The sequence below is a fragment of the Asticcacaulis sp. genome (genome assembly GCF_027484505.1).
Taxonomy (GTDB): Bacteria; Pseudomonadota; Alphaproteobacteria; order Caulobacterales; family Caulobacteraceae; genus Asticcacaulis.
This window is the reverse complement of the sequence record NZ_JAIXSV010000087.1, coordinates 1-24,760: the sequence shown is the minus strand read 5'-3', so window position 1 is coordinate 24,760 and position 24,760 is coordinate 1. Positions and strand designations below refer to the sequence as shown.

The following is a 24,760-nucleotide window of genomic DNA, read 5'->3' as shown; positions in this document are numbered from 1 at the left end:
GCCGTAATCGTCGTCAGCGGCAGGGCCGCCGCTTCGGCAAAGCCCAGAGTCTGCGGTTTGGGGCCGACAAGGCGCTCATCGACGGCGTGAAACTGCGCATTTGTGCCCGGACGCGTGATATCGCCGGCGTAAAAACCGCATCGCCGGGACGGAACAGGGTCACCTCTGACCCCACCGACTCCACCACGCCCGCCGCTTCGACCCGGACGATCAGATCGCGCGGCTCCGCAATGGGTTTGGTCAGGTCCAGATCACGTAGAACGCTGGCGGGTCCGGTTTCACTATAGCCTATGGCCTTCATCACCGCCTCCTAATCGGCAAAGGGACGATGACCGCCATATAATCCATTCAAACATTTGCAAAATGGCAAATTTTGCATGATTTTCATTCATAATTGAATAGATTTGTGCGTGTTTCGTTCAGATTGAATCGAAATCACGCTCTAAGTTTTTCAGTTTAACGCGCTTCTTTATCCGAAAAGTGCGTCACACTTTTCGGAAAGCGCTCTAAATATACGAGGGTACGCTCTGCGTGACATGATCAATCAGGGCCCGCAGGCGCGCCATGGGTTTGAGATCGGCATGATAGCCCACAAACACCTCACGGCCCGGGACCTCTTCGCCGAGATCGACCGGCACCAGCCCCAAAGGGCGCGCCATCAGGGTGGGCAGCACCGCCAGACCGCGCCCGGCGGCGGCGGCCATGGCCTGAAGGTCGCGGCTGTTGGAGCGAAACACGGGCCGCGCCTGCGGCAGAAGTCTTTGTAACCACACAACATCGCTGAGATGGCCTAGCGCTTCGGCCATCAGAATCAACTGATGATTCTCCCCTTCACCCGCCTCAGGTAACCCATGCCGGTTGAGATAGCTGGCCGAGGCATAAAGGCCATAGTCGATGCGCGTCAGCTTGCGCTGTACGGCATTGCCCTCGGCAAAGCCGTCAAAGCGGAACACCAAATCGGCTTCACGGCGGTCGAGATCAAGCGCGCGCGTATCCACCACGGCTTCGATCACAACCTGCGGATGGGCGGCCATGAACCCCTCAAACACCGGCATCAGAACGTGATTGAAAAACCACTCTGAAGACGACACGCGGATGACGCCGGACAGGGCCTGCTGCGCCCCACTCAGACGCCGCGACAGGGCCAGCACCTCGTCTTCCATGGCGCGGGCGTGTTCGGCCACCGCCAGCCCCAGCCCCGTGGCCACCAGACCGCGCGTCGTGCGCTGAAACAGGCGCTCGCCAAAGGCCGCCTCTGCGGCTTCAAGACGTCGCCCCATGGTCGGCTGGCTGAGGTTCAGTATCTTGCCCGCCGCCGAAAGCGTCCCTTCGCGGTGGATAGCCAGGACCAGCCGCAGATCATCCCACGACACGTCGGGGACCCCACCCAGACGATTTTGAATGGAAATCGACAAAAATAATACCCCATTGCGCAAAATCGCATGAAACGTAACGCGGCGCCTAGCAAAAGCAATGCCCAAAAATGGGAAGAGACGGCGCAGCCTGTGGGGGCCTGCCACGCCGTCTCTCTGCAATCACGCCCTACTCACGCAACGCGACTGAAGCCTGTCGGGGTTACGCCGCCCGCACCGTGCTTAGGAACTGATCCATTTCCCGACGCAGACGCTCGGCCTGTAGCGCCAATTCACCCGAAGAGGTCAGCACCTGCGCGGCAGCATCGCCCGTCTGACCCGAGGCCTGCGCCACACCGGTGATGTTCAGCGTCACCTCCTGCGTCCCCAAGGAAGCCTGATTGACCGCCTGAATGATTTCCTGAGTCGCGGCGGATTGCTGCTCAACGGCGGCGGAGATCATAGCGTTGGTGGTGTCGATATTCTGAATGGTCGAGGTGATGGTACGGAAGGCGGTCGCCGCCTTGGAGGTCGCCTCCTGAATCTGTCCGATACGGGCGGAGATGTCGGTTGTGGCCTTGGCCGTTTGACCCGCCAGCGCCTTGACTTCAGAGGCGACGACCGCAAAGCCTTTACCCGCTTCGCCAGCGCGCGCCGACTCGATAGTGGCATTGAGCGCCAGCAGATTGGTTTGTCCGGCCAGGCCCGCGATCAGATCGACAATGCCGTTGATTGAGGCCGCCACTTCGCTCAGTTCGTGGACCACTTCGGCCGCGGAGTCGGCCTGCGCCACCGCCGCCCGCGACGTCTGGGCCGAAGAGGCGACCTGACGACCGATTTCACTGACCGATGCGCCCATTTCTTCGGCCGCCGAGGCCACTGAGGTGACATTGGTGCCGGCCTCTTCGGCGGCCGACGAGACGGCCACCGACTGCGCTGCCGTTTCCTGCGCCGTGGCGGTGAGTTGCGCCGCCGAAGCCTGCATTTCGGTTGCCGCAGACGACACCATGGCCACGACCTGACCGACCGAGGCTTCAAAATCGTCAGCCAGTTTCAGCATGGCGCGACGTCGGTCCTCCTCAGCCCGCTGTTTTTGAACCTCCGCATCCTTGCGCAGGGTCTCCGTCTCCAGCAGGCCCTGACGGAAGATTTCCAGCGTCTTGGCCATGCCGCCGATTTCGTCGCCGCGGGTTTGCCCGTCGATCCTGAGATCCAGCGCCCCCTTCGACACCTGGCTCATCTGATCAGTGATGCGGCGGATCGAGCGCACAATGTCAGCGAAGGCGATGTAAGAGGCCAGAGCCGTGACCAGAAGAACGATGGCAACAGAGATCACAAGGCCCATCGTCGCCTCAGCCTTTGTCTTCTCGCCAAGCGTCGAGATCGCGGCTTCGTTTTCTTTTTGCTTGGCGTCAATCGTGTTGCGGATATCCGTCGTCAGCTTGTCAACGATGCTGGCCTGCGCGGCCAATTCGGGAGCAAGCGCCGCCTGCTCGTTGTTGAGCGCCATTGACATGTAACGGTTGCGGATAGCGTCGGAAAGCGTGGCAAATCGCTCTTTCAGGGGTTCGAATTCCGCCTTATAGCTCGGGGCTGCCTTGATCAGTTGCTCATAGCGCTGCAGAAAGCGCTCGTCCGATTTTTTGATCTGCTCTTCATAAACGTCACAGGCTGGACTTGGGCAGGTTTGAAACGCCAGTCCATTGATGGCCCCATCGATGGCATAGACGTTCTGGTTCATGCGCGCCCCGGCCAGGAGTGCGGCATCTGCGGATTTAATGATATTCTGATACGCCTTTTCGGCGCTGGCCATATTGGCATTTTGCCACAGCGTCATGCCAACGGCCGACAGGCCAAAGGTGGCGATAATGGCCAAAATCTTGGTACCGATCTGGATATCCGACAGTTTCATACGCCTCTCCTGAACACTCGACGGCGGCTCTTCCTTGCCGTCCTGAACGGCTGGCCTTCCCTGTTTGCGGCCTGTGGTTAACAAGGCGGCAACCATGCAGATACCATCGATATTTGAATTTGAGGATGAAACCTTGCCGAATGGTTAATGGGGATAACTTTCTCGAAAAATGAATAAGTCTGATTTTTCCTTGTAAAAACACGCTCATATACAATGTCAAAGCTCCCTCACGGTTAACAAAATATTTACCGCTTGGCATCATTGAAGCTTTACAGATACATTTCCGAGAAATTTCATTCATCGGGCTTTTTGGGTGTCAAAATGAACGCAAATCATTGGAATAATGAGGAGTTTCATCCTCACCTCGCCGAGGCCGAGCGAATCACCCAACTGGCGCAGGCCGGGGAGCAGATGGTCGAGCGTCTGCGCCGTACCGCCTTCCTGCCCGGTGCGACCAAGGCGCTGAATGTGCGTCTGGGCATTGCCGAAGCCGCTGAATTACTGGGCTGTTCCACCAATCGCATCCGCATGGCCGAACAGGATGGCCGCCTGCCCCCGCCGCCCGAAAGCGATACGGGCCGGCGTCTGGGTTATGACATCCCGGCCCTGCTCAACATGCGTCAGGTACTGGGGGCATCGCCGCGCCGCTCGCCCGAAGACCCGCCGGCCATCATCACGGTCCAAAACTTCAAGGGTGGCGTCGGCAAATCAACCGTCACCACGCACCTCGCCCACTATCTGGCCGTTCAGGGCTATCGCGTACTGGTCGTTGATTGCGATAGTCAGGCGACCACCACCACCCTGTTCGGCTTCAATCCGCACTTTGCCATCCGCCGCGAAGAGACGCTCTACCCCTACCTATCGATCGAACCGACCGAGGACAGCCTACATTACGCGGTCAAATCGACCATCTGGCCCAATGTCGATCTGATCCCCTCCAATCTTCAGATGTTCGACGTCGAATACGAGCTGGCGGCGGCCGGTTCCGGCGGCGGCGGCACACTGGCCTCACGCTTTCGCAAGCTGAAACAGGGGCTCAATGAGCTGGCGCAGGATTACGATGTGGTGCTGCTCGATCCGCCTCCGGCGCTGGGCACGATTTCGCTGGCGGTCATGCAGGCGGCCAATGCCCTGCTGGTGCCGCTGGCCGCCACCACGCCCGACTTCTGCTCTACGGTGCAGTTCCTGTCGATGATGTCGCAGGTCATCACGCAGCTTCAGGAGGCCGGCATTCAGGTCGAATACGACTTCTGCCGCCTGATCTGTTCGAAGTTCAATTCCAACGACCCCAGCCACGCCATGATCCAGCGCATTATGGAGCAATCCTTCGGCCCGGCGCTCCTCCCTATCCCCATACTTGAGTCGGCTGAAATCAGTCATGCGGCGCTACGCATGATGACCGTCTATGAGCTGGAAAAGCCTGTGGGAACACCGAAAACGCACAAACGCTGCCGCAGCAATATTGACGAAGCGATGGGCCAGATAGAAAAACTTATCCGCCTACGTTGGGGACGGGTGGATAATGAGAAGGGCGCGGCACTGGCCGCCGCCTTGTAAGGAGGTCTTATGTCCAAACGTCAGTCTGACTATCTCTCCGCCCTGCTCAACGACGCCCTGTCTGAAAGCACACCCATGTCGCGGGACCCCATCCGGCTCAACCCCGGCCCGGCGACGGCCGCCCCCGCGGCTCCTGCTCCGGCCAGCGTGCGATCGGCCAACACCCTGCTGGCGCGCGAATCCGCCCTCGCCCGCGTCGCCAATGGTGAAGTGAAGCAGGTGACACAATTGCTGCTCGACCCGGCGCGCGTGCGCATCTGGACCGGCAATCCGCGTCATCAGGAATCCCTCACCGAGGCCAATTGCCGCGAACTGATCGACGCCATTCTGGCCGAAGGCGGTCAAAAAGTTCCCGCCATCGTCCGCCGCGTCGATAACGACCCGGAACACGATTACGAGGTCATCGCTGGCTCGCGTCGCCACTGGGCCATTTCGTGGCTGCGCGCCAACAACTATCCGGACATGATGTTCCTGGCGCAGGTCTATGCGCTGGACGACGAGTCGGCCTTCCGTATCTCCGACATCGAAAACCGCGCACGCAAGGACGTCTCGGATTTCGAGCGCGCCCGCACCTATCTGGCGGCGCTTGATCAGCACTATGGCGGCAAGCAGGTGCGTATGGCCGAACGCCTGCGTCTGTCGAAGGGCTGGCTGTCGAAAATGCTCAGCGTCGGCGCCCTGCCCGACTGGGCCGTGGCGGCCTTCGCCAGCCCCGCCGATATCCAGCTCGCCACCTGCTACCCGCTGGCGCAGCGCATTCAGTCGCTGGAAGCCGCCAACGACACGGAGCTTCTGCAGCTGATGAAGTACGCCGCCGAGGAGCTGGCCAAGTTGCAGGTCAGCTTCCGCGGTGGCCCCAGCGTTCCCGCCGCCGAGGTGGTGCGTCAGCTGATGACCGTTGATGCGCCGGCCGCTGCCGAAGACCGCAGCCTGCTCACCCTCCCCGCCCCGTCCGGCCGCCCAGCGCTCAGCGTCATGTCGTCCAACCGCAACGGCGTGTCGCTGCGCCTGCACGCTGGGTCGGGCGCGTCGGCGCGTGAACTGACCGAGCTGTTTCGTAAGGCGCTTGAAGCGCTGGACAAGCAGGGCAAGGGGCTCAGATAAAAAGTTTCTTTGAGGAAACTTTTGGGGTTTGGGGCCTGTGGCCCCAGGTTTTTAATCTTAAAGATCGACTCCAAGATTGTGGGGCCAGTTGGCCCCACACCCCGATACTCAACTAATCCTGAGAATCGGAGTACGAAAAGTTTCCTCTAAGAAACTTTTCGGGGTCCGAGGCCTGTGGCCCCGGTATCTTACTTATCTTCCTCATCATAAATTCAGACATGGCTGACAGGATCATGGCCGAAGACAAGTCCGAACAGATTGATCTCTTCCTGCCCTATCTGGCCGATCTGAGCCTGCGCGATCAGCGCGAGATGATGGAACGGCCCTTCTTCAGTCTGGCCAAATCGAAACGCCTCAAACCCATCGACTACACCTCGCCCGACGGCAAGGTGTGGGTGCACGTCTCGGCCAATCCCGACTATGGCATGGCGACCATCTGGGACGCCGACATCCTGATCTATTGCGCCAGCGTGCTGAACGACCTCAAGCAGCGCCGCGTCAACGATATCCCGCGCACGCTGAAAATCATGCCCTATGACCTGCTGCGCTCCATCGGCCGGCCTATATCTGGCCGATCCTATGAGCTTTTGGGGCAGGCGCTTGACCGGCTGCAATCAACGACCGTCAAGACCAATATCCGATCAGACCTGCGCCGTGAGGCCACCTTCTCCTGGCTCGATAACTGGAGCCAGTTGGTCGATGAAAAGACCGACCGCTCACGCGGCCTGAGCCTGTCGCTGTCCAGCTGGTTCTATGAGGGCGTCCTGATGAATGGCGGCGTGCTCTCCATCGACCGCGCCTATTTCGATATCACGGGCGGGCGCGAGCGTTGGCTGTACAAGGTCGCCCGCAAACACGCCGGCGGGGCAGGCGAGGGCGGCTTTGCCATCGCCCTGCCGACCCTGTTTGAAAAGTCCGGGGCCGAGGGCCAATACCGTCGTTTCAAGTTCGAAATCGCCGCCATCGTGCGCCGTAACGACCTGCCGGGCTACGACCTCAGCCTGACCGAAGCCGCCACCTCGCGCGAACCGCTGCTGCATATGGTGCGCCGCGACGCCAGCCCCGCGCCCGTCGAAGTGGTCAAACCGGCGGCCAGACCCAAACCCGTCAGCGCCAATGACGAACCGCGCGGCTATATCACCGAAGACACGCTCGACCACCTGCGCAAACACTATCGCGGCTGGGACTTCCACGCCCTGCACGCCGACTTCCGCGCCTGGCTGAGCGAAAGCGCCGAACGCGCCCCCGACCGCTATCAGAGCGCCTTTATCGGCTTCGTCAAACGCTATCACGAAAAGAACCGTCATCAGTTGCGGGCCTAGGTTTTGAGAAGGTAAGGGGAAAGAACGCAGGGGCCTCAGGCCCCTGCACCCCTATACGCTCAGGGTTCAACAGTCTTCGGGCGAAGCCCCTTCCCCTATTCACCACACACTCATCAGCGCCTTCTGTGCACCCGGTTATGGGGTGCAGGGGCCCGCGGCCCCTGCGTCTTTCATCTTCTTTCTTTTCGCTCCCCCTCCAAAGCGTTCCCGAAGTGACGAATCACTCTGCGGCTTTTGACGACAAACCGTCACAAAAACCGAATCTGTTGACAGGAAGGGAATCGGTTTGAACGAGTTTTGCGAAGGGGGGAGCCAAATTGATTCAAAAACCAGGGCCCTGCACGGGAGTTTCGACACATCGGGAACGGTCTTTGGCACATCAGGAACAATCCCCTGACACTTCGGGAACGCTGCCTTTGATACTTCGGGAACGCAGACGCGATACAACGGGAACGCTGTGGACGCCTAGCCAGATGAATCTATTGCGGATTTGAGGTTTCGGCGGGCGTTTAACTCTGTAACTTAAGACTCTTGAACGTCTCTAACGCCTTCAGAGGTTTAGATATGGAAAAGGGTCGAAGGGGCGTTTTGACAAGGGCCGGGTAGGGCGATAGGGTAATTGTAAGACATAATCACAATGGGATGCCGAAATGCCAAAACCGACCTCTTTATCGCGCCGTCTGTTTATCGGGACCGCGGCCGCTGCGAGCCTGAGCGCGCCTGTCATTGCACAGGCCAAAAGCGCGCCAATCATCAACCCGATCATCAAGCAGCGCGCCGATCCGCAAATCCTCAAACACAGCGACGGCTATTATTATTTCATGGCGACTGTGCCGGAATATGATCGTCTGGTCATCCGCCGGGCGAGGACGCTGGGGGGACTGTCGGCGGCCGAAGAGGTGGTGGTATGGCGGCGTCCGACCGAGGGCAAGATGGGTGGCTATATCTGGGCGCCGGAGTTGCATCATTTCGACGGCCAGTGGCGGCTTTATTTCGGGGCAGGGGACAAGGGCGAGCCGTTCCGCGTGCGCACCTACGTCATATCGACGGCGGAATCCAATCCGCTGACCGCGAAGTGGAATGCGCCGGTGCCAGTGCAGATGCCTTGGGACACCTTTAATCTCGACGCCAGCCTGTTTGAGCATCGGGGCGTGACCTACATGATATGGGCGCAGAAGGAGCCCGGCATCGACACCAATTCCAACCTCTACCTCGCGCCTCTGGCCACAGCGACGACCTTTGCGAAGACGCCCGTGCGCCTGACCATCCCGACCTATGACTGGGAGACGGTGAAGTACAAGGTCGCCGAAGGCCCCGGGGTGCTGATCCGCAACGGCCGCGTCTTTGTGACCTATTCGGCTTCGGCGACCGACCACAACTATTGTCTGGGCCTTCTGACGGCCAAGGCCGATGCCGATCTGATGGACCCGGCCTCGTGGAGCAAGTCGCCCGTGCCGGTCTTCGTCAGCTCTGAGAAGAACAACATCTGGGGGCCGGGGCACAATGGCTTCACCGTCGATGAGCGCGGCCGCGATGTGATCGTCTATCACGCCCGCGACTACAAGGAGATCAAGGGCAACTCGCTTTTTGACCCCAATCGCCACTCCCGATTGCAATATGTGAAGTGGCGTAAGGATGGCACCCCCGATTTTGGTGAACCCGTGACCGTGGGACCGCTGAAACGGTGAATTTCTGATTCAAAATCAGAGTCTTAACGGCATAGCGGGTGTTTATTTAGGTGTTCGCATCAGTGAGGCGCTCAGAAGGCGCGTGAGCGGCCTTCGAATGTTTTTCCGATGTCATATGGCCAAAACGCAAAAATTCGCCGTACGGGCCTCTGAATGCCCTTGACGCGGATTTGTGATTTTTGCCGTGTTGCAAGAAGAAAGACCGAAGGGGCCACAGGCCCCTTCACCCCATAACCGGGAGCACACACGGCAAGCGACGCGCAGAGGCGAATAGGCAGGGGGCTTCGCCCGAAGACAGGTTCGCACCGCGTTTCGGGGTGCAGGGGTCACGACCCCTGCATTCTTGTTCATGTTCGAACAAAGTGAATTTCCGAACATATCAAACCCGTCATGTTAAAAAAATCACATTTTCATAACATGTTCCGGGTTTCATGTTAAAACAGTCGCCATGTTGATCCCAACCTATGCCATTCCCGATCTACCGCCTCCCGTCGAGTTGGAAACCGTGCGTGTTTACAAAGCACTGACACGGGCCAGTCGTGCGCTTGCTGATCTCAAAGGTCAGGCCCGCACTATACCCAATCAGGGCATATTGATCGACACCCTGGCCTTGCAGGAGGCCAAGGCGTCTTCGGAAATTGAGAATATCGTTACAACGCAGGATGAGCTGTTTCAGGCAGACCTGTTCCCGGATGACCCGCAATCCCCGGCCGCCAAGGAGGTGGCGCTTTATCGGGATGCCTTGCGGCTGGGATACGACCGGCTCCGTCAAACAGACGGATTGATACCCAATGCGGCCCTGATCGAGATGTTCAGGCGGCTCAAGGGGCGCAATGACGGCTTTCGGGTTGTGCCGGGCACTGCGCTAAAAAACGAGATGACGGGCGAAACCGTCTTCGTCCCGCCGCAGGACGGACAAGCCATTCTGGGCCACATGGCCGGGCTGGAACGCTTCATTAATGATGATGAGTTGTCGGCGCTCGATCCACTGATCAAGATGGCGCTGATCCATCATCAGTTTGAAAGTATACATCCTTTTCCGGACGGGAATGGGCGGATCGGTCGAATCCTCAATGTGTTGTACCTGACACGGACAGGTTTGCTGGATATTCCGATCCTGTATCTGTCGCGCCATATAACCCGTCACAAGGCGGACTATTATCGCCTGCTGCAAGCCGTGCGTGATGAGGGCGCGTGGGAAGACTGGGTTGTTTTCATGCTGGAGGCCGTGGCGGAAACCGCGGCCACCACGGTACGACTGGTTGAGGGCGTCCGGGAACAGATGGCCCGTGTAAAGCATCGGATGCGAGAGGACTTACCCAAACTCTACAGCCAGGACCTGCTGAACAATCTGTTCCGCCACCCTTACACCCGCATTGAATACGTCCAGAATGATTTGGGGGTGACCCGTCAGACGGCGGCGCGTTATCTCGATACGCTGGCGGAGCAGGGTTTTGTCGAAAAGCATCGCTCTGGCAAAAGCAACTATTATATCAATAGCGAGTTGGTGCGGCTGTTCCTTGAAGTGTCTGAAAGCCGTTGATCAGATGAAAAGATCGAAGGGGCCGCAGGCCCCTTCACCCCATAACCGGGAGCGCGAACGGCAAACCAAGTGCAGAGGTCAATAGGGCAGGGAGCTTCGCCCTTCAGGTCTTTCGCACCGCGTTTCGGGGTGCAGGGGTCGTGACCCCTGCGTCTTAAACCCACCCTCAGCCCTTGAGCATCCACTCGTGCTGCGGATCGTTGCGGAAGATCCAGCGGCGTTCCGGCCCGGCCATGACGTTCAGATAGTAGAGGCTGTAGCCATGCGGCGCGCCCACCGGGTGATAGCCGCGCGGGACCAGCACCACGTCGCCGTCTTCGACCAGCACCGCCTCATCGAGGCTGCGGTCGTCGGTATAGACGCGCTGAAAGCCGAAGCCCTGCGGCGGGTTGATACGGTGATAGTAGGTTTCTTCGAGTTGCGTCTCCAGCTCTGGCTCAGCGCTGTCGTGCTTATGCGGCGGGTAGCTCGACCAGTGACCGGCGGGGGTGACCACCTCGACCACCAGCAGGCTGTGGGCCGGGCGGTCCTGCGGCAGGATGTTGCGGATATAGCGGGTATTGGTGCCCTGACCGCGCACTTCCCGCGACATGTCTGAGGCCGCGATCTGGCGCACCGTGTCACCAACCTGACCCGGCGCGGTACAGACGGCCAGTTCGAACGCGTCCACGGCGGTAACGGCATAGGCGGTCGCTGGCGGTACAAAGACGGCGCCCGGCGGCGCATCCTCGAACGGCGAGCGGCGACCACCCACGGCGGCGAAATCCTCCGTTCCGACCGCGATGTTGGCCGTGCCGCTGACGATCACGAGGCAGGTTTCGCGCGTTTCTTCCTGTCCGCGATAGGTCTGACCGGCCACAAGCCGCACCAGCGTGAAACCGACATAGGTCCAGCCTGCCGACTGCGGCGTGATGACGGTGACGCGGCCTTCGGCATCGGGCGGGGCCGGGCGAACGCGCAGATGGCTCATCGGGCGCCCTCTGACAGTCCGGCGGCCTGAGCGGCGGTGCGCAGGGTTTTCAGCCCCATATCGGCATAGGCGCGTGGATCGGCCTTGGCCGGGTCCTGCTCGGCCTCAATGATGATCCAGCCCGCATAGTCTATGCGTTTCAGGCCCCGCATGATGCGGTCAAAGTCAATCGAGCCGTCGCCCGGCACGGTGAACATACCGGCCAGCACACCGTTGAGGAAGCTGTCCTCAGCCCCTGCGGTGCGCTCAAACACGGCCTGACGCACATCTTTGCAGTGGACGTGGACGATACGCTCCGGATGGCTGTCGATCAGGCCATAGGGGTCGATACCGCCCAGAACCGCGTGGCCCGTATCGAGCGTGACCCCCACATTGGGCGTCGTATGGATCAGAAACGCCGTCAGGTCCGCTTCGTCCTGCACAACCGTGCCCAGATGGTAGTGGTAGGCGAGCTTGAGGCCGTGTCCGTTGACATAGTCTGCGACCGCGCTCAGTCGCGCCCCAAAACGGGCCCAGCCCTCGGCATCAAGATGCGGGCGGTCTTTCAGCGGGATGTCCTTCTGACCGTGGATGGCATTGCTCGTTTCGGCGATGACGAAGACGCGGCTGCCCATGGCTTTCAGAAGCGCCAGATGCCCTTGCAGGGCCGCGATTTCGGCCTCGGCGTCGCGCGTCAGAAGCTCGCAGCTATACCAGCCGCCGACCAGTTCCAGCCCGTAGCCACCCAGCAAGGCCTTCAGCACCGCAGGGTCTTTGGGGAATTTTCCGCCCAGCTCCGACCCGGCGAAACCGACCTCGGCAATGTCTTTCAGAACGCTGTCGAGCGGCGTATCGCCGCCCAGTTCGGGCATGTCGTCATTGATCCAGGCAATGGGGCTGACGCCGAAGGTAATGGTCATGAGGGGGCCCTGAGTGTTTTGAGTTTTTGTTCATAGGCGCTGCGGGCGGCACGGACAGCGGCAGAGTCGGAGACTTCGGGGACGGCCACGTCCCACCATGTTCCGCCTTCGCTCAGCCCTTGCGTGGCCTCGGTTTCGATGAGGATCAGATTGACACCGCCGCGGGTTCTGGCGGCTTCGATGGCGCTTTCCAGTGCGTCGATGGAGGCCGCGTGCACGGCATGGGCCCCCATGGCGCGGGCGTGCGCCACGAAGTCGATATCGGGCAGGGTTGCGTGGTGACTGTCGGCGAGGCGGTTGTTGAACGGCGCTCCGCCCGTCGCCTTTTGCAGGCGATGGATACAGCCAAAGCCGCGATTGTCGATCAGGATGACGGTCAGGCGCACGCCCATCATGACGGCGGTGGCCAGTTCCGAATTCATCATCATATAGCTGCCGTCGCCGACCAGCACATAGACCTCGCGCTCTGGCTCGGCCATGGCCACGCCCAACCCGCCGGCAATCTCATAGCCCATACAGGAATAGCCGTATTCCATATGATAGCCACCGCTCTGGCGCGTGCGCCACAGCTTGTGCATATCCCCGGGCAGGCCTCCGGCGGCAGCCACGACCACGGCGTTTTCGGGGGTACAGTGCATCAGCGCGCCCAGAACCTGCGCTTCGGTGGGCGTGCCCTGAGCCGCCATCACCGCGTCGGCGCGCGCCTCCCAGACGGTGCGGGCCGCGCTCAGGCGCTCAGTCCAGTCCTGCGGAGCCTGATAGCCGCTCGCGATCTGCGACAGGACGGTCTTGGCGTCGCCAATGACGGGCAGGGCGTCGAACTTGTGCGCGTCAAACGCCGCCGTATTGATCGAGGCGATGCGCGCTTGCGGGAAGAGGGCAGCGGAACCGGTCGTGAAGTCCTGAAGACGTGTGCCGATGGCGATGATCAGGTCGGCCTCGCGCGCCGCCTGATTAGCGGCATCCGTCCCGGTGACGCCGATGGCCCCCAGATTGAGCGGGTGGTCGTAGGGCAGGGCGCCCTTACCGGCTTGCGTCTCACAAAAGGGAATGCGGTGGCTTTGGCAGAAGGCCGACAGGGCGCTTTCGGCCTGACTGTAGCGCACACCGCCCCCGGCGATGACCAGCGGGCGTTTGGCCTCAGTCAGCGCCTGTTGCAGGTCGGCCAGATCATGGGCATCAGCCGGCGCCCGCCGGAAGGGCCACAGACGGGGCTCAAAAAAACGTTCAGGATAGTCAAAGGCTTCGGCCTGCACATCCTGACACAGGGCCAGCGTCACCGGACCGCAGTTGGTCGGATCGGTCAGCACAGCCATGGCGGCGGGCAGGGCCTTCAGTATCTGTTCCGGGCGGGTGATGCGGTCGAAATAGCGTGAAACGGGTCGGAAACAGTCATTGGCCGAGACGGTGGCGTCACCGAACGCTTCGATCTGCTGCAAGACCGGGTCGGGGCGGCGGTTGGCATAGACGTCACCGGGCAGGAAGAGGACCGGCAGGCGGTTGACGTGGGCGACGGCGGCGGCGGTGACCATATTGGTCGCCCCCGGCCCGATGGAGGTGGTGCAGGCAAAGGCGCGCCGGCGCGCCATCTGTTTGGCGTAGGCGATGGCCGCGTGCGCCATGCCCTGTTCGTTATGGGCGCGATAGGTCGGCAGGCGATCGCGCACCGCATAGAGGGCTTCGCCCAGACCGGCCACATTGCCATGCCCGAAAATGGCCCAGACGCCGGCAAAGAAGGGCACGGGGCCGTCCTCTGAGTCGATCATCTGCACGGCCATCCAGCGCGTCAGGGCCTGAGCCATGGTCAGTCGGATAAGGGTCATGGCGTCTCTCCTGCTCAGCTTTGCGGCTGACGGATGGTCCGCCACCCGTCCACCAGCCGCGACAGCTTGTCTGCCATGGCGGCGGTGGCGGCGTCATCATCCATTTCGCCACGCAGCCACTGGGCTGCGACATCGTGGAAGATGGTGCGGCCGATGGCAAAGCCCTTGACGCGCTCAAAGCGGGCCGCCACCGCAAAGGCCTCCAGAAGCTCGTTTTCGGGGGCGGAAAGGCCCAGCACCACGACGCCGCGGCACAGGGGGTCATTGTCGGCAATGACGGCTTCGATATTTTGCCAGTTGTCGGCGTCCGCGACGGGTTCCAGCTTCCACCAGTCGGGCTTGATGCCAAGGTCGTACAGGCGCTGCATCCCCCGCGCGCGGGTCATCGCATCGGACGCCATACCGGTGGGCAGGATCAGTTCCAGCAGCAGTTCGTGACCTGAGCGACGGCAGGCGTCATAGAGGGTTATCAACTGACGTTCCTGCTCGTCGCGCAGGTCTTTCTCGTCGTCGGGATGGTAGAGGACCAGGCATTTGACCACCTGATTGACGGGCCAGGTATGCAGGTCGAGCCCGACATCGGCCCCGGTTTCAAATTGCAGCGGCCTTGATTTCGGCACCTCAACCGGGCGGCCGATCCAGTAGGGCGTATGACCGGCCTCGCTAAGCGCCTCGGCCCCGTAGCGGCCATCGAGTAGTACGCCGAAATCGGCATTGCCCTGCGCCAGACGGTCCACGGCCCGGAGCGCCAGCCGTTTGAAGGCCGACACGCGCGAGAGGTCTGCCCCGAAATCGCTGGCCATCTCCTCGAACTGGAAGCGGTGATCAATGGCGAGGATCATCAGGGCGTCGTAATCGCGGTGGCGGGTGCGTGCCCAGTGCAGGTGATCCAGCGCGCTTTGGGCTTCGTGCGTCATCGGGTGCGGCGCGGCCATGAAGGCCTGCAATTCGTCAAAGGTCGGCATGGCCGGGGCGCACGAATGGCGGGTGACCACCAGCGCGCCACAGGCATTGGCCCAGCGACCGCAGGTGGCGAGGTCTTCGCCGCCCAGCCAGCCGCGCAGGAAACCGGCGCTGAAGGCATCGCCCGCCCCCAGCACATTCATCACCTCGATAGGAAAGCCCGGTACGACCAGCCCGTCAGCGATGCGGTCAGGGACCTCACCGGGGAAGATGGCGCAGCCATCCGGCCCGAGCTTGCACACCAGTATGGCGTTTGTCTGGGCGCGGATGGCCTTGAGGGCGGTAATCACATCCTCATGGCCGCCCAGAATGCGTACCTCTTCCTCGGTGCCGATAATCAGGTCACACAGAGGGGTAACGGTGGCCAGCCGTTGCGTCACTTCGGCATCGGCCACGTAGCGCTGCTCGCCCATATCGCGGGTCGTCAGCCCCCACAGAACCGGGCGGTAGTCGATGTCAAAAGCGATCTGCCCGCCGGCGGCCTTGATCTGCCGCACGGCCTCCAGACTGGCGGCAAAGACGCCCGGCTGCGACAGGTGGGTGCCATCGATGACCAGCGCGCGTGCCGAGGTCAGCCATGAGGTATCAATATCGGCCATGTCGATGGCCATGTCGGCGCAGTCTTCGCGATAAAAGATCAGCGGGAAGGTGTCCTTATCGACGATCCCCAGCAAAACAAGGGCGGTCAGACGCGCCGGATCGGTCACAACGCCGGTCGTATCCACGCCTTCGCGGCGCAGGGCCTCAAGAATGAAACGGCCCATATGGTCGGCCCCGACGCGTGTGATCAGCCCGGCCTTCAGCCCCAGCCGCGCCGCACCGATGGCCGTATTGGTCGGGCTGCCGCCGACATATTTGGCAAACGACGCCATGTCTTCGAGACGGCCGCCGATCTGCTGCCCGTACAGGTCCACACTGGACCGGCCCAGCGTGATGACATCCAGTCCGCCAAGGGGGTGAGCGCCCATAAAACCTCCCACGAGGCCCTTGAAGCGGCCTCTTTTGGAATGTTTATTTCTTTATTTGAAATTTTGCAATTACCATTTCAAAACGATTTTACCCTTTCGATTGAAGCGGAATGATCTTTTCGGGATCATTCCGCTCAAGCCGCCATTGAGGCGGCGGCCAAGGTGGCGTAGCCGCCGCCCGGCGAGGGGCAAAAACAAAGCCTAAAGCCCTATGTTTATAGGGCTTTAGGTGGCGAAGGCGTAGGCGACGACGAGGGACTGCGCCAGACACAGGGGCGCGGTAAGCGAGCGGAAGGCGCGCACTTCGGACTCGCGCAGCAACAGGCTCTGGTGCCCCGGCTTGACGAGGGGGGAGACGTTGGAATCGGTGATCGACAGGACCTGCGCGCCGCGTTCAAGCGCCAGCGCATGGCAACGCACGGTTTCCTCGGCATAGGGTCGGAAACTGATGGCAATCAGCAGGTCTTCGGCGCGGATACCTCGCGCCTGCTGCTCCCACAGGCCGCCCGCGCCATCGAGAAACACCACGCGCTTACCGGCGCGCTGAAGGGCATAGGCCAGGTAGGCGGCAATCGGAAAGGCGCGGCGGAACCCGGCAATATAGACGTTGTCGGCAGCGATAATGGCCTCGACACTGGTGCGAATCTGCTCGGCAGACACGCTTTGCCGCAAATGGGTGAGGGCCAGAATATCGGCCTCGGCAAACTCGTCCAGAATGGTGCTGAGGCCTTCGTCTCCCATGCCCTCAGAGGCCCCAAAGGCGCGCGCCCGCTCGCCATAGGCCAGACTGATGTGGCTGGACAACAATTCATCGCGGATGACCTTCTGCATCTGAGAGGCGCCGGCATAGCCCAGCGTCTTGGCAAAACGTACCAGTGTCGAAGGCTGAACGTCGGCGCGTTCGGCGACCACAGCCAGCGTTTCAAAGGCCACGTCCTCAGGCTTGTCCAGCACGAAGCTGGCCACCTGCTTCATGCGCCGCGAGGCGTCGTCATACTGGCGCATAATCGCCGTGCGCAAGGCATCGAGCGTTTGCGGTGCATCACCGCCGGGCAGGGCGTCTTCGGGGATTTCCGTTGGGTGTGGGCTCATCGGGGCGCTCCGCCGTTGAGAAGGGAATCAGGCATTTTCCAAGTTGACACAATATGGAATATTTGTTCCAAAACACAAAGCCAAACATGGAACCCTTTTCTAAGGCTTGGGTTTCAAAAATGGAATAAATATTTCAAAGCGGGATCAGGCCTGCCGCCAGACCCAAACCAAAGGAAACGCAATGTTTGAAGTGGCTGTTATCGGGGCCGGGCGTATCGGTCGTATCCACGCCAGAAATGTCGCCGCGCACCCGGCTTTGCACCTGAAGGCCATTGTCGATCCGGTGGGCGACAGTGCGGCGGAACTGGCCAGGGCGCTGGGGTCTGAGGTTTCGACCTTTGAGGCCGTATTGGCCGATCCGAACGTCAAGGGCGTGGTCATCGCCTCACCGACGGATCAGCACCTGACGCAGACGCTTCAATGCATCGCGGCGGGCAAGGCGGTCCTGTGCGAAAAGCCGCTGGATCAGGATCTGGAGACGGCGCGCGGGGCCGCCGCGCAACTGGGTGGGGACAAACCGCTTCTGCTGGGCTTCAATCGCCGTTTCGACCGCCATTTCGGGGCGCTGAAACAGCAGCTTGAGGCCGGGCGTATCGGCGCGCTGGAAAGCCTGTTGATCGTCAGCCATGATCCCGCGCCGCCGCCGGTGTCCTACGTCAAGGTATCGGGTGGCCTGTTCAAGGACATGGCTATCCACGATTTCGACATGGCGCGCTTTATTCTGGGCGAGGAGATCGTTGAGGTCTATGCGGCGGCGGCCTGTCTGGTCGATCCGGCCATCGGTGAGGCGGGGGATGTGGACACCGCGAAGACGACGCTGAAAACCGCCTCAGGCCGTCTGTGCGTCATCAGCAATTCGCGCCGTTCCGGCTATGGCTACGATCAGCGCCTCGAAGCCTATGGGCAGAAGGGGCTTCTGAAAGCCGATAATGTGCTGGAAAGCACGGTGGCGCACTGGGGGGCCGAAGGCCCGGTGCTCGATGCCTTCCAGAACTTCTTCCTCGACCGCTATGCCGAGGCCTATCGCAGCGAAATCGCGCACTTTGCCGACATCGTCGCGGGTAAGGCCAAGCCGATGGTGGGCTATGACGACGCCGTGCGCGCGCTGGAACTGGCCGAAGCGGCGGCCTATTCGGTCGCCACCGGTCAGGTCGTCAGGGTTTAGTAAACTTGGTGGCCCAGCCGGAGGGTTGGGCCGTCATATCCAGCTCCAGCGTACCGCCCTTGATCAGCTCGGCGTGGGTGAGCCACGCGCGGTCGATCGCCTTGCCGTTCAGACGCGCACCGGCGACATAGAGATTGGCTTCTGAGGTCTTGGGCGCGACGATCTGAAACGTCTTGCCGCCTTCAAGGTGAATGGTCGTCTTCCGGAACAGGGGCGACCCGATGTAGTAGAAGGGCTGCCCCGCATTGGGATAGAGCCCCAGACTGGCCCACACGTACCATGACGACATGGTGCCGGCATCGTCATTGCCCGGCAGGCCATTGCGTGTCGGCTTATAGTGCACAGACAGGATACGCCGTACCCGCTCGACCGTGCGATCCGGACGCCCGGCGTGGATATAGAGCCAGGGGGCCAGAATATCGGGCTCATTGCCCTGAAGATAATAGCCTTCGTCAAACAGGCGGTCGAGCCAGCGCACAAAGCCTTCGCGCCCGCCGGTTTTGGCCATCAGCCCATCGACATCGTGCGGCACGTAGGTCGAATATTGCAGCGAATTGCCCTCATAGAAGGGGGCCTCCCACCACGGGCCGGACTTGTCCGGATAGTCATAGGTGCAGGTGAAGTTTTCCAGCCAGCGCCCGTCGGCATAGCGCGGGCGGATGCAGCCCAGATCATCGTCCCACAGTTTTTTCCACGCCTCAGCGCGCTTGAGATAGCGCGCCTGATCGGCTTTTTCACCCAGATGCGCGGCAACGGAGGCAATGGCGAAGTCGTTATAGGCGTATTCGAGCGTGCGCGACGCCGAGCGCGTCTGGCGCATCGACACATAGCCCAAAGACAGATAGTCCTTCAAAACGCGGCCCTGAAGGAAGGGCTTGTCGCTTTCGACCTCGCCATTCTTAAGCAAGGCGGCATAGGCCTGTTTGACATCAAAGCCACCGAGGTTTTTGACCACGGCATCGGCGATCAGCACGTCGCCATTTGACCCGCCCTGCGTCATGCCGTTGGCCCCGGCGATGCGTGAATCCGGCAGCCAGCCCGTATGGGCATAGGTGTCAATCAGCGAGCGGATCATGTCGCGCTGGCGCTGCGGCTGGATGACGGTCAACAGCGGATGCAGGGTGCGGAACGTATCCCACAGCGTATAGAAATCCTCGTAATGGGGCTCGTTTGAGTTCCACCACACGTTCTCGCCGCTCAGGTCGTGCGGCATGGTGTGGCTGCGGTAGAGCCCCGAATAGAAGTTGCGTCTCTGGGTGTCGTCGCCACCTTCGACCTCGATTTTGGCAAGCGCGCCGTTCCACAGATCGCGCGCCCTGGCGTGCTGCGCATCGAAGTCCCAGCCGGGCAGTTCGGCGGCCAGATTGGCTTTGGCCTTGTCAACGCTGATGAAGGAGACGGCCAGCTTCATCTGCACGACAGAGCCGTTCGTCGTATCGAACGTCATGAAGCCGCCCAGCCGGTTGGAAAACTCCTGCTCGGTGTCGTATTCGATCATCAGCCCCTGACGGTTGGCCGCGCTCTTGGTCTGATTGCCGCCGTCCAGACGCCCGGTGCCGATCTGAATCTGGGCCTCGCCCTGTCGGGCCTTCCACGCCCCGTATTTGACCGCCGGGCGGTCGAACACAGCGTAGAAGTAGAGCTTATAGGGGGCGGGGTTCCAGCCGCCTTCAAAGCTGGCCCAGCCGGAGAGGGTGTGGTCGTCCACCACCTCGACCTGTGCCGCCGTGGTGCGCTGACCGCTGCCGCGCAGGCCGATGACCGAGGTGGCGTCGAGCACAAACTGACCCGGCGCGCCCTTGGGGAAGGTCACGCGCTGAAAGCCCACAAGCCGCGAGGCCGTCAGTTCGACACGCACGGCCTTTGCCGGATCATTGGCCAGCGTTACGGCGTAATAGCCGGGCGAGGCCGTCTCATCGTGCTTGGCGAAGACCAGATGGTTGACGCCCAGTTCCCCAGAGGTCGGGGTGACGCGGAAATTGCCGTACTTGCTGGTGCCGCCGGTGCCGGTGACGTGGGTGTAGCTGAAGCCCAGAATGGCGCTTTTGGAGTCGTAGCCATTGGTGTCGCCATTGGCCGTATCCGGGCTTAAGGAGATAAAGCCAAAGGGGATGCCCGCGCCGGGGACCGTGTTGCCGCCGTCATCGACACCGACAAAGGGATTGGCCAGCGCCGTATAGTCCGGGGTGGCCGTCTGCTGCGCCACAGCCGGGACGCTGAGGGTGCACAGAGCCGCTGCCAATATCAGGGCGCAGACCGAACCGCTGCGTTTCAAACCATAGGACATGCGATCAGACCTTTCCGCGATGTGATTTGGCGTAGGCATCGAAGGCCACGGCTGCGACGATGATCAGGCCGATCACCACCTGCTGGAAATAGGACGAAACGTGCATGATGACGAGCCCGTTCGACAGCACCCCGATCAGCAGCGCTCCGATCAGCGTGCCGCGGATATGGCCCGCCCCGCCCGACAGGCTGGCCCCGCCGATGACGACCGAAGCGATGACGCGCAGCTCGTAATTGATGCCTGCCACGGCCTCGGCTGAACCGAGCCGTGCCGACAGCAAAAAGCCTGACAGCCCGGCCAGAAAGCCAACGATGACATAGACGCTGATCAGTATGGCCTTGACATTGATCCCGGCCAGCCGTGCGGCCTCGGCATTGCCGCCCACCGCATAGACTTGCCGCCCGAAGCGCGTGTAGCGCAGCGTCACATGCCCGGCCAGCGCCACGAGTGCAAACAGGATGACCGGCACCGGCACACCGAGGACCGTCCCTGTGCCCCACCAGCGATAGCCGGCATCAAAGCCGGAAATCGGCCCGCCGTCATTGAGGATCAGGGTCGCCCCGCGCCAGATGGTCATCCCCCCCAGCGTCACGATAAAGGCGGGCACCTTAAGCCAGGTTATCGTCTTGCCGTGCGCATAGCCTGCCGCCAGACCAATGGCCGAGGCGACGCTGAGCGCCACCAGCCATTGCGGCAGGTCACCGCCCATATGCTGCACCACCCAGGCGGCGGCAATCGCCGCAAAGGCCAGCAGCGAGCCTACCGCCAGATCGACCCCGGCGGTGAGGATGACAAAGGTCATGCCGACGGCAATGACGCCATAGATCGACACCTCGGTCAGGATGTTGAGGGCATTGCGCAGCGACAGAAAACGCGGGTTCCACGCCGCGAACCCGATAATCAGCAGCAGCAGGAACAGGGTCGTCCCCCACGTCCGCAAAAAGGCCACCGTGTCGAAGGGTGGTTTGGCCGGGGGCGCAGACGGGTCAGGGGCGGGGGCAGGGGTGGACGTCATCAATGGGACTCAAGGGTTGGGGGCTTGGGGGGCGCTGCCGGTGGCCATCAGCGCCATCAGGGTTTCTTCATCGGCGGCGCAGGCTTCCAGCGTGCCGGTGATGCGGCCTTCGCGGAAGACGATAATGCGGTCGCTGACGGCCATCACTTCGGGCAGTTCTGAGGAGATGACGATGACCGCCATGCCCTCAGAGGCCATGTCGAACAGAACCTGATGCACGTCGGCCTTGGCACCGACATCGATGCCGCGCGTCGGCTCATCGACGATCAGCACCTTGGGCGACAGAGCCATGCAGCGCGCCAGAAGCACCTTTTGCTGATTGCCGCCAGACAGGGTGCCGATGGCCGCTTCGGCACTGCTCATGCGGATGCGCAGCTTCTGCCGGAAGGTTTCGACGAGGCGTCGCTCGGCCCCTTCATCGACAAAGCCGCCGGGACGCGACAGGGCCTTCAGGCCCGATAGGGACAGGTTATGGCGGATGGAGTGATCGAGGAAGCAGCCTTGCTGCTTGCGGTCTTCGGGCACCAGCGCGATCCCGGCGCTCAGCGCCTGCGCAGGTGACTGAATGTCGAGAGCGCGGCCACACAACTGGATGCGTCCGCTATCTTTTCTATCGGCCCCGTAAAGCACGCGCGCCAGATCGGTGCGGCCCGCGCCGACCAGCCCGGCCAGACCGACGATTTCCCCGGCGTGCACCTCAAAAGAAATATTGTCGAGCGAGGTGCCACGTGCCTCATGCGCGCCGCGTCGGCGGCTGACCCCTTCGATGCGCAGCACCGGCGTTGGCGCGACCTGACGCGCGGGGCGCTTGAGAAAGGCGACATCGCGCCCGATCATCAGGCGCACCATGTCGTCGATACTGACGTCTGACACCTGACCGCTGGACACAAAGCGCCCATCGCGCAACACCGTATAGGCGTCGCAGATGGCCTTCACCTCTTTCAGGCGGTGGGTGACATAGATGACGGCGATGCCGCGCGCCTTCAGCGTGCCGACAGTGCGGTGCAGGATGTCCACCTCACGCGGGCTGAGCGCCGCCGTGGGTTCATCCATGATGATCAATTTGGCCTGAAGCGTCATGGCTCTGGCGATTTCGACCATCTGCTGATCGGCGACATTGAGGCGGCTGACCTCCAGATCGGGATCAAGGCTGAGGCCCAGATCGTCCAGTATGCGGCGGGCATCCGCGCGCATCCGTCGGTGATCAATCAGGCCCATGCGCAGGGGTTCACGCCCCAGATAGAGGTTTTCGGCGACGCTCAGAAAGGGCTGGAGGTTGAACTCCTGATAGATGGTGACAATGCCCGCCTTTTGCCGCTGGCTGGGCGTATCGTCCGGGCGGAGAGGCTTTCCGTCAAAGGTGAGCTGCCCGCCGTCGCTGCCCTGCGCCCCGGCAAGGATTTTCAGCAGCGTTGATTTGCCCGCGCCGTTTTCGCCCAGCAGGGCATGAACCTCGCCCGGTTCGACGCGCAGGCTTGCCCCGCCCAGCGCCACGACACCGGGGAAACGCTTGGTGATGTCACGGGCTTCGAGCAGGGCCATGACCGGCCTACTTCACTTCGCCGATGCGCGACGCCTGCGCGAGGGTGTCGCGCGTGATCAGCACCGGCGTCAGGCTTTTGGAGGCGATGGGGGTCTTGTCTTTCAGATTGGCCACCACGGCGCGCAGGGCCGAACGGATCTGTTCGCCCGGATTCTGTTCGACGCTGGCGGCCATTTCGCCGTCGCGGATACGCTTGAGCGCTTCGGGAATGGCATCGAAGCCTAAAACCGCGATCTGCTGCGTCGTAAAGCCCGCGCCGCGAATGGCCTCAAGCGCGCCCATGGCCATGTCGTCATTGAGGCACAGGATGACGTCCGGGTGCGCGCCGCCCATAGAGGTGAGGACGTTCTGGGTGACGCTCAGCGCCTGATCGCGCTTTGAATTGCCGGTCTGTTCGGCGACGATCTGATAGGCTGCGCCGCCCGCCGCAAGGCCCTCATGCACGCCTTTGACGCGCTCAATCGAAGAGGTGCTGCCCGGATCATTGGTGATGACGACGACCTTGGCCCCCTTGGGGTAGGTCTTGACCACCCAGTCGGCCATGGCGCGCCCGCCTTCGACATTGTTGGCCCCGAAATGTGGCACCGGGTGCTTGCCGCCGCCGATCTGACGATCGACGGAGACCACCACGGTCTTTTCGTCGATCAGGGCGTCGGTGGCCGAGGCCAGCGCCTTGGAGTCTGTGGGGGCGATGATCACCGCGGAAATGCCCTGAACGCGCGCGGCCTCCAGATCGGAGACCTGCTTGGAGGAATTGTTCTGACCGTCCAAAACCTGAACCTTGACGCCCAGCTTTTTGGCCTCGTCCTCCAGATCGCGGCGCATGGCGACGAAGAAGGGCTGCGACAGGTCGCTGAAACTGACGACGATACCGTCGGTAGCGGAGGCAGAACCGGATTTCTGACAGGCAGTCAGGCTCAGACCAAGGCCCATACCCAGACTGGCAGCCAGCAGGTGGCGGCGGTTAATCGACATTGAGTTCCTCCCGTGGAACTGTGCGCCTTGCGGCTGCGTCTTGTATTATACGCCGGGGACGAAGGCGTGTGGCAGGGTGCCCCGGACGGACGTGCCGATTGGTCGGCTTTTTTTGTTTGTGTAGTAAATGGAATTTTTATTCCAACGTCAACGCATAGTCGGAATAATGAAGCTGGAATCGTGACTCTGGCCCGCGCGCGGCCATCTTTGGGTGACGGTTTTTGTGCGGGTATAGAAGCGCACGCCGTCCATGCCGTACTGGTTGAGGTCGCCGAAACCGGAGCGCTTCCAGCCGCCGAAGCTGTGATAGGCCACGGGCACCGGGATGGGCACATTGATACCGACCATGCCGACCTCGACCTGTGAGGCGAACTCACGTGCCGCATCGCCATTGCGCGTGAAGATGGCCACGCCATTGCCGTAAGGGTGTTGTGACGGCAGGCGGATGGCTTCTTCCAAGGTCTTGGCCCGCACGATTTGCAGCACCGGGCCGAAGATTTCGTCCTGATAGGTCTGCATGGCGGGCGTCACATGGTCGAACAGGCTGGGGGCCAGGAAGAAGCCCTCCTCATGCCCCTGAAG

General features: G+C 61.6%; 19 protein-coding genes. 6 read left to right on the top strand and 13 right to left on the bottom strand.

All coding sequences use genetic code 11. The features are described from left to right. Positions 1-13 precede the first annotated feature (13 nt). From Q0072_RS05185 to Q0072_RS05175, 3 genes are all read right to left on the bottom strand, one after another. Entirely contained in the window at positions 14-301 is a 288-nt protein-coding gene (locus Q0072_RS05185) for a hypothetical protein (protein ID WP_298326708.1), read from the bottom strand. A 205-nt stretch (positions 302-506) separates the two neighbouring features. Beyond that, a complete protein-coding gene (locus Q0072_RS05180; RefSeq protein WP_298326705.1) occupies positions 507-1,415 on the bottom strand; it encodes a LysR family transcriptional regulator in 909 nt (302 codons plus the stop codon). A 160-nt stretch (positions 1,416-1,575) separates the two neighbouring features. Next, the gene (locus Q0072_RS05175; protein ID WP_298326702.1) at positions 1,576-3,264 is read right to left on the bottom strand and encodes a methyl-accepting chemotaxis protein; all 1,689 of its coding nucleotides are present in this window, start codon (positions 3,262-3,264) and stop codon (positions 1,576-1,578) included. 321 nt (positions 3,265-3,585) lie between these two features. Here Q0072_RS05175 and Q0072_RS05170 point away from each other — a divergent pair, with 321 nt between their 5' ends. The 5 genes from Q0072_RS05170 (at position 3,586) to Q0072_RS05150 (ending at position 10,478) form a co-directional block, all read left to right on the top strand. After that, positions 3,586-4,821: an AAA family ATPase gene (locus Q0072_RS05170; protein ID WP_298326700.1), complete on the top strand. Its 1,236-nt coding sequence runs from the start codon at positions 3,586-3,588 to the stop codon at positions 4,819-4,821. A gap of 9 nt (positions 4,822-4,830) precedes the next feature. Then, entirely contained in the window at positions 4,831-5,925 is a 1,095-nt protein-coding gene (locus Q0072_RS05165; protein WP_298326697.1) for a ParB/RepB/Spo0J family partition protein, read from the top strand. A 218-nt stretch (positions 5,926-6,143) separates the two neighbouring features. Then, entirely contained in the window at positions 6,144-7,247 is a 1,104-nt protein-coding gene (locus Q0072_RS05160; protein WP_298326692.1) for a replication initiator protein A, read from the top strand. Positions 7,248-7,897: 650 nt separating this feature from the next. Next, positions 7,898-8,935: a family 43 glycosylhydrolase gene (locus tag Q0072_RS05155; protein WP_298326691.1), complete on the top strand. Its 1,038-nt coding sequence runs from the start codon at positions 7,898-7,900 to the stop codon at positions 8,933-8,935. A 448-nt stretch (positions 8,936-9,383) separates the two neighbouring features. Continuing rightward, positions 9,384-10,478, top strand: coding sequence for a Fic family protein (locus Q0072_RS05150; RefSeq protein WP_298326688.1), 1,095 nt, complete (start codon positions 9,384-9,386; stop codon positions 10,476-10,478). Positions 10,479-10,644: 166 nt separating this feature from the next. Here Q0072_RS05150 and iolB read toward each other — a convergent pair whose 3' ends face one another. From iolB to Q0072_RS05125, 5 genes are all read right to left on the bottom strand, one after another. Then, a complete protein-coding gene (gene iolB, locus Q0072_RS05145) occupies positions 10,645-11,448 on the bottom strand; it encodes a 5-deoxy-glucuronate isomerase (RefSeq protein ID WP_298326685.1) in 804 nt (267 codons plus the stop codon). Then, positions 11,445-12,347, bottom strand: a complete 903-nt coding sequence (iolE, locus tag Q0072_RS05140; protein WP_298326683.1) for a myo-inosose-2 dehydratase — start codon at positions 12,345-12,347, stop codon at positions 11,445-11,447. Before iolE ends, iolB begins: the two co-directional genes overlap by 4 nt. After that, positions 12,344-14,170 (bottom strand): 3D-(3,5/4)-trihydroxycyclohexane-1,2-dione acylhydrolase (decyclizing), encoded by a 1,827-nt coding sequence (gene iolD / locus Q0072_RS05135; protein WP_298326680.1) that lies wholly within the window; start codon positions 14,168-14,170, stop codon positions 12,344-12,346. Before iolD ends, iolE begins: the two co-directional genes overlap by 4 nt. A gap of 14 nt (positions 14,171-14,184) precedes the next feature. After that, positions 14,185-16,101: a 5-dehydro-2-deoxygluconokinase gene (iolC, locus tag Q0072_RS05130; protein ID WP_298326677.1), complete on the bottom strand. Its 1,917-nt coding sequence runs from the start codon at positions 16,099-16,101 to the stop codon at positions 14,185-14,187. A 225-nt stretch (positions 16,102-16,326) separates the two neighbouring features. After that, positions 16,327-17,193: a MurR/RpiR family transcriptional regulator gene (locus Q0072_RS05125; protein ID WP_298326674.1), complete on the bottom strand. Its 867-nt coding sequence runs from the start codon at positions 17,191-17,193 to the stop codon at positions 16,327-16,329. Positions 17,194-17,374: 181 nt separating this feature from the next. Between Q0072_RS05125 and iolG the strand changes: the two genes are divergently transcribed. Next, on the top strand, positions 17,375-18,358 hold the full coding sequence (gene iolG, locus Q0072_RS05120; RefSeq protein ID WP_298326671.1) for an inositol 2-dehydrogenase: 984 nt from the start codon (positions 17,375-17,377) through the stop codon (positions 18,356-18,358). Here iolG and Q0072_RS05115 read toward each other — a convergent pair. From Q0072_RS05115 to Q0072_RS05095, 5 genes are all read right to left on the bottom strand, one after another. Beyond that, positions 18,348-20,645, bottom strand: coding sequence for a GH92 family glycosyl hydrolase (locus tag Q0072_RS05115; RefSeq protein WP_298326668.1), 2,298 nt, complete (start codon positions 20,643-20,645; stop codon positions 18,348-18,350). The two genes, iolG and Q0072_RS05115, sit on opposite strands and share 11 nt — an antisense overlap. A gap of 4 nt (positions 20,646-20,649) precedes the next feature. Next, positions 20,650-21,660 carry an ABC transporter permease gene (locus tag Q0072_RS05110; RefSeq protein ID WP_298326665.1) on the bottom strand — a complete coding sequence of 337 codons (1,011 nt, stop codon included), beginning with the start codon at positions 21,658-21,660 and terminating at the stop codon, positions 20,650-20,652. Positions 21,661-21,669: 9 nt separating this feature from the next. Beyond that, positions 21,670-23,202: a sugar ABC transporter ATP-binding protein gene (locus tag Q0072_RS05105; protein WP_298326662.1), complete on the bottom strand. Its 1,533-nt coding sequence runs from the start codon at positions 23,200-23,202 to the stop codon at positions 21,670-21,672. 7 nt (positions 23,203-23,209) lie between these two features. Beyond that, the gene (locus Q0072_RS05100) at positions 23,210-24,178 is read right to left on the bottom strand and encodes a substrate-binding domain-containing protein (protein WP_298326659.1); all 969 of its coding nucleotides are present in this window, start codon (positions 24,176-24,178) and stop codon (positions 23,210-23,212) included. Positions 24,179-24,325: 147 nt separating this feature from the next. After that, on the bottom strand, positions 24,326-24,760 hold a 435-nt coding region (locus tag Q0072_RS05095; protein ID WP_298326656.1), incomplete at its 5' end, for an aldehyde dehydrogenase family protein.

What these genes read in the sequence shown, in the direction of transcription:
- Q0072_RS05185 (WP_298326708.1), bottom strand. Translation starts at nt 301, where the DNA reads ATGAAGGCCATAGGCTATAGTGAAACCGGACCCGCCAGCGTTCTACGT.
- Q0072_RS05175 (WP_298326702.1), bottom strand. Translation starts at nt 3,264, where the DNA reads ATGAAACTGTCGGATATCCAGATCGGTACCAAGATTTTGGCCATTATC.
- Q0072_RS05170 (WP_298326700.1), top strand. Translation starts at nt 3,586, where the DNA reads ATGAACGCAAATCATTGGAATAATGAGGAGTTTCATCCTCACCTCGCC.
- Q0072_RS05165 (WP_298326697.1), top strand. Translation starts at nt 4,831, where the DNA reads ATGTCCAAACGTCAGTCTGACTATCTCTCCGCCCTGCTCAACGACGCC.
- Q0072_RS05160 (WP_298326692.1), top strand. Translation starts at nt 6,144, where the DNA reads ATGGCTGACAGGATCATGGCCGAAGACAAGTCCGAACAGATTGATCTC.
- Q0072_RS05155 (WP_298326691.1), top strand. Translation starts at nt 7,898, where the DNA reads ATGCCAAAACCGACCTCTTTATCGCGCCGTCTGTTTATCGGGACCGCG.
- Q0072_RS05150 (WP_298326688.1), top strand. Translation starts at nt 9,384, where the DNA reads ATGTTGATCCCAACCTATGCCATTCCCGATCTACCGCCTCCCGTCGAG.
- iolB (WP_298326685.1), bottom strand. Translation starts at nt 11,448, where the DNA reads ATGAGCCATCTGCGCGTTCGCCCGGCCCCGCCCGATGCCGAAGGCCGC.
- iolE (WP_298326683.1), bottom strand. Translation starts at nt 12,347, where the DNA reads ATGACCATTACCTTCGGCGTCAGCCCCATTGCCTGGATCAATGACGAC.
- iolD (WP_298326680.1), bottom strand. Translation starts at nt 14,170, where the DNA reads ATGACCCTTATCCGACTGACCATGGCTCAGGCCCTGACGCGCTGGATG.
- iolC (WP_298326677.1), bottom strand. Translation starts at nt 16,101, where the DNA reads ATGGGCGCTCACCCCCTTGGCGGACTGGATGTCATCACGCTGGGCCGG.
- Q0072_RS05125 (WP_298326674.1), bottom strand. Translation starts at nt 17,193, where the DNA reads ATGAGCCCACACCCAACGGAAATCCCCGAAGACGCCCTGCCCGGCGGT.
- iolG (WP_298326671.1), top strand. Translation starts at nt 17,375, where the DNA reads ATGTTTGAAGTGGCTGTTATCGGGGCCGGGCGTATCGGTCGTATCCAC.
- Q0072_RS05115 (WP_298326668.1), bottom strand. Translation starts at nt 20,645, where the DNA reads ATGTCCTATGGTTTGAAACGCAGCGGTTCGGTCTGCGCCCTGATATTG.
- Q0072_RS05110 (WP_298326665.1), bottom strand. Translation starts at nt 21,660, where the DNA reads ATGACGTCCACCCCTGCCCCCGCCCCTGACCCGTCTGCGCCCCCGGCC.
- Q0072_RS05105 (WP_298326662.1), bottom strand. Translation starts at nt 23,202, where the DNA reads ATGGCCCTGCTCGAAGCCCGTGACATCACCAAGCGTTTCCCCGGTGTC.
- Q0072_RS05100 (WP_298326659.1), bottom strand. Translation starts at nt 24,178, where the DNA reads ATGTCGATTAACCGCCGCCACCTGCTGGCTGCCAGTCTGGGTATGGGC.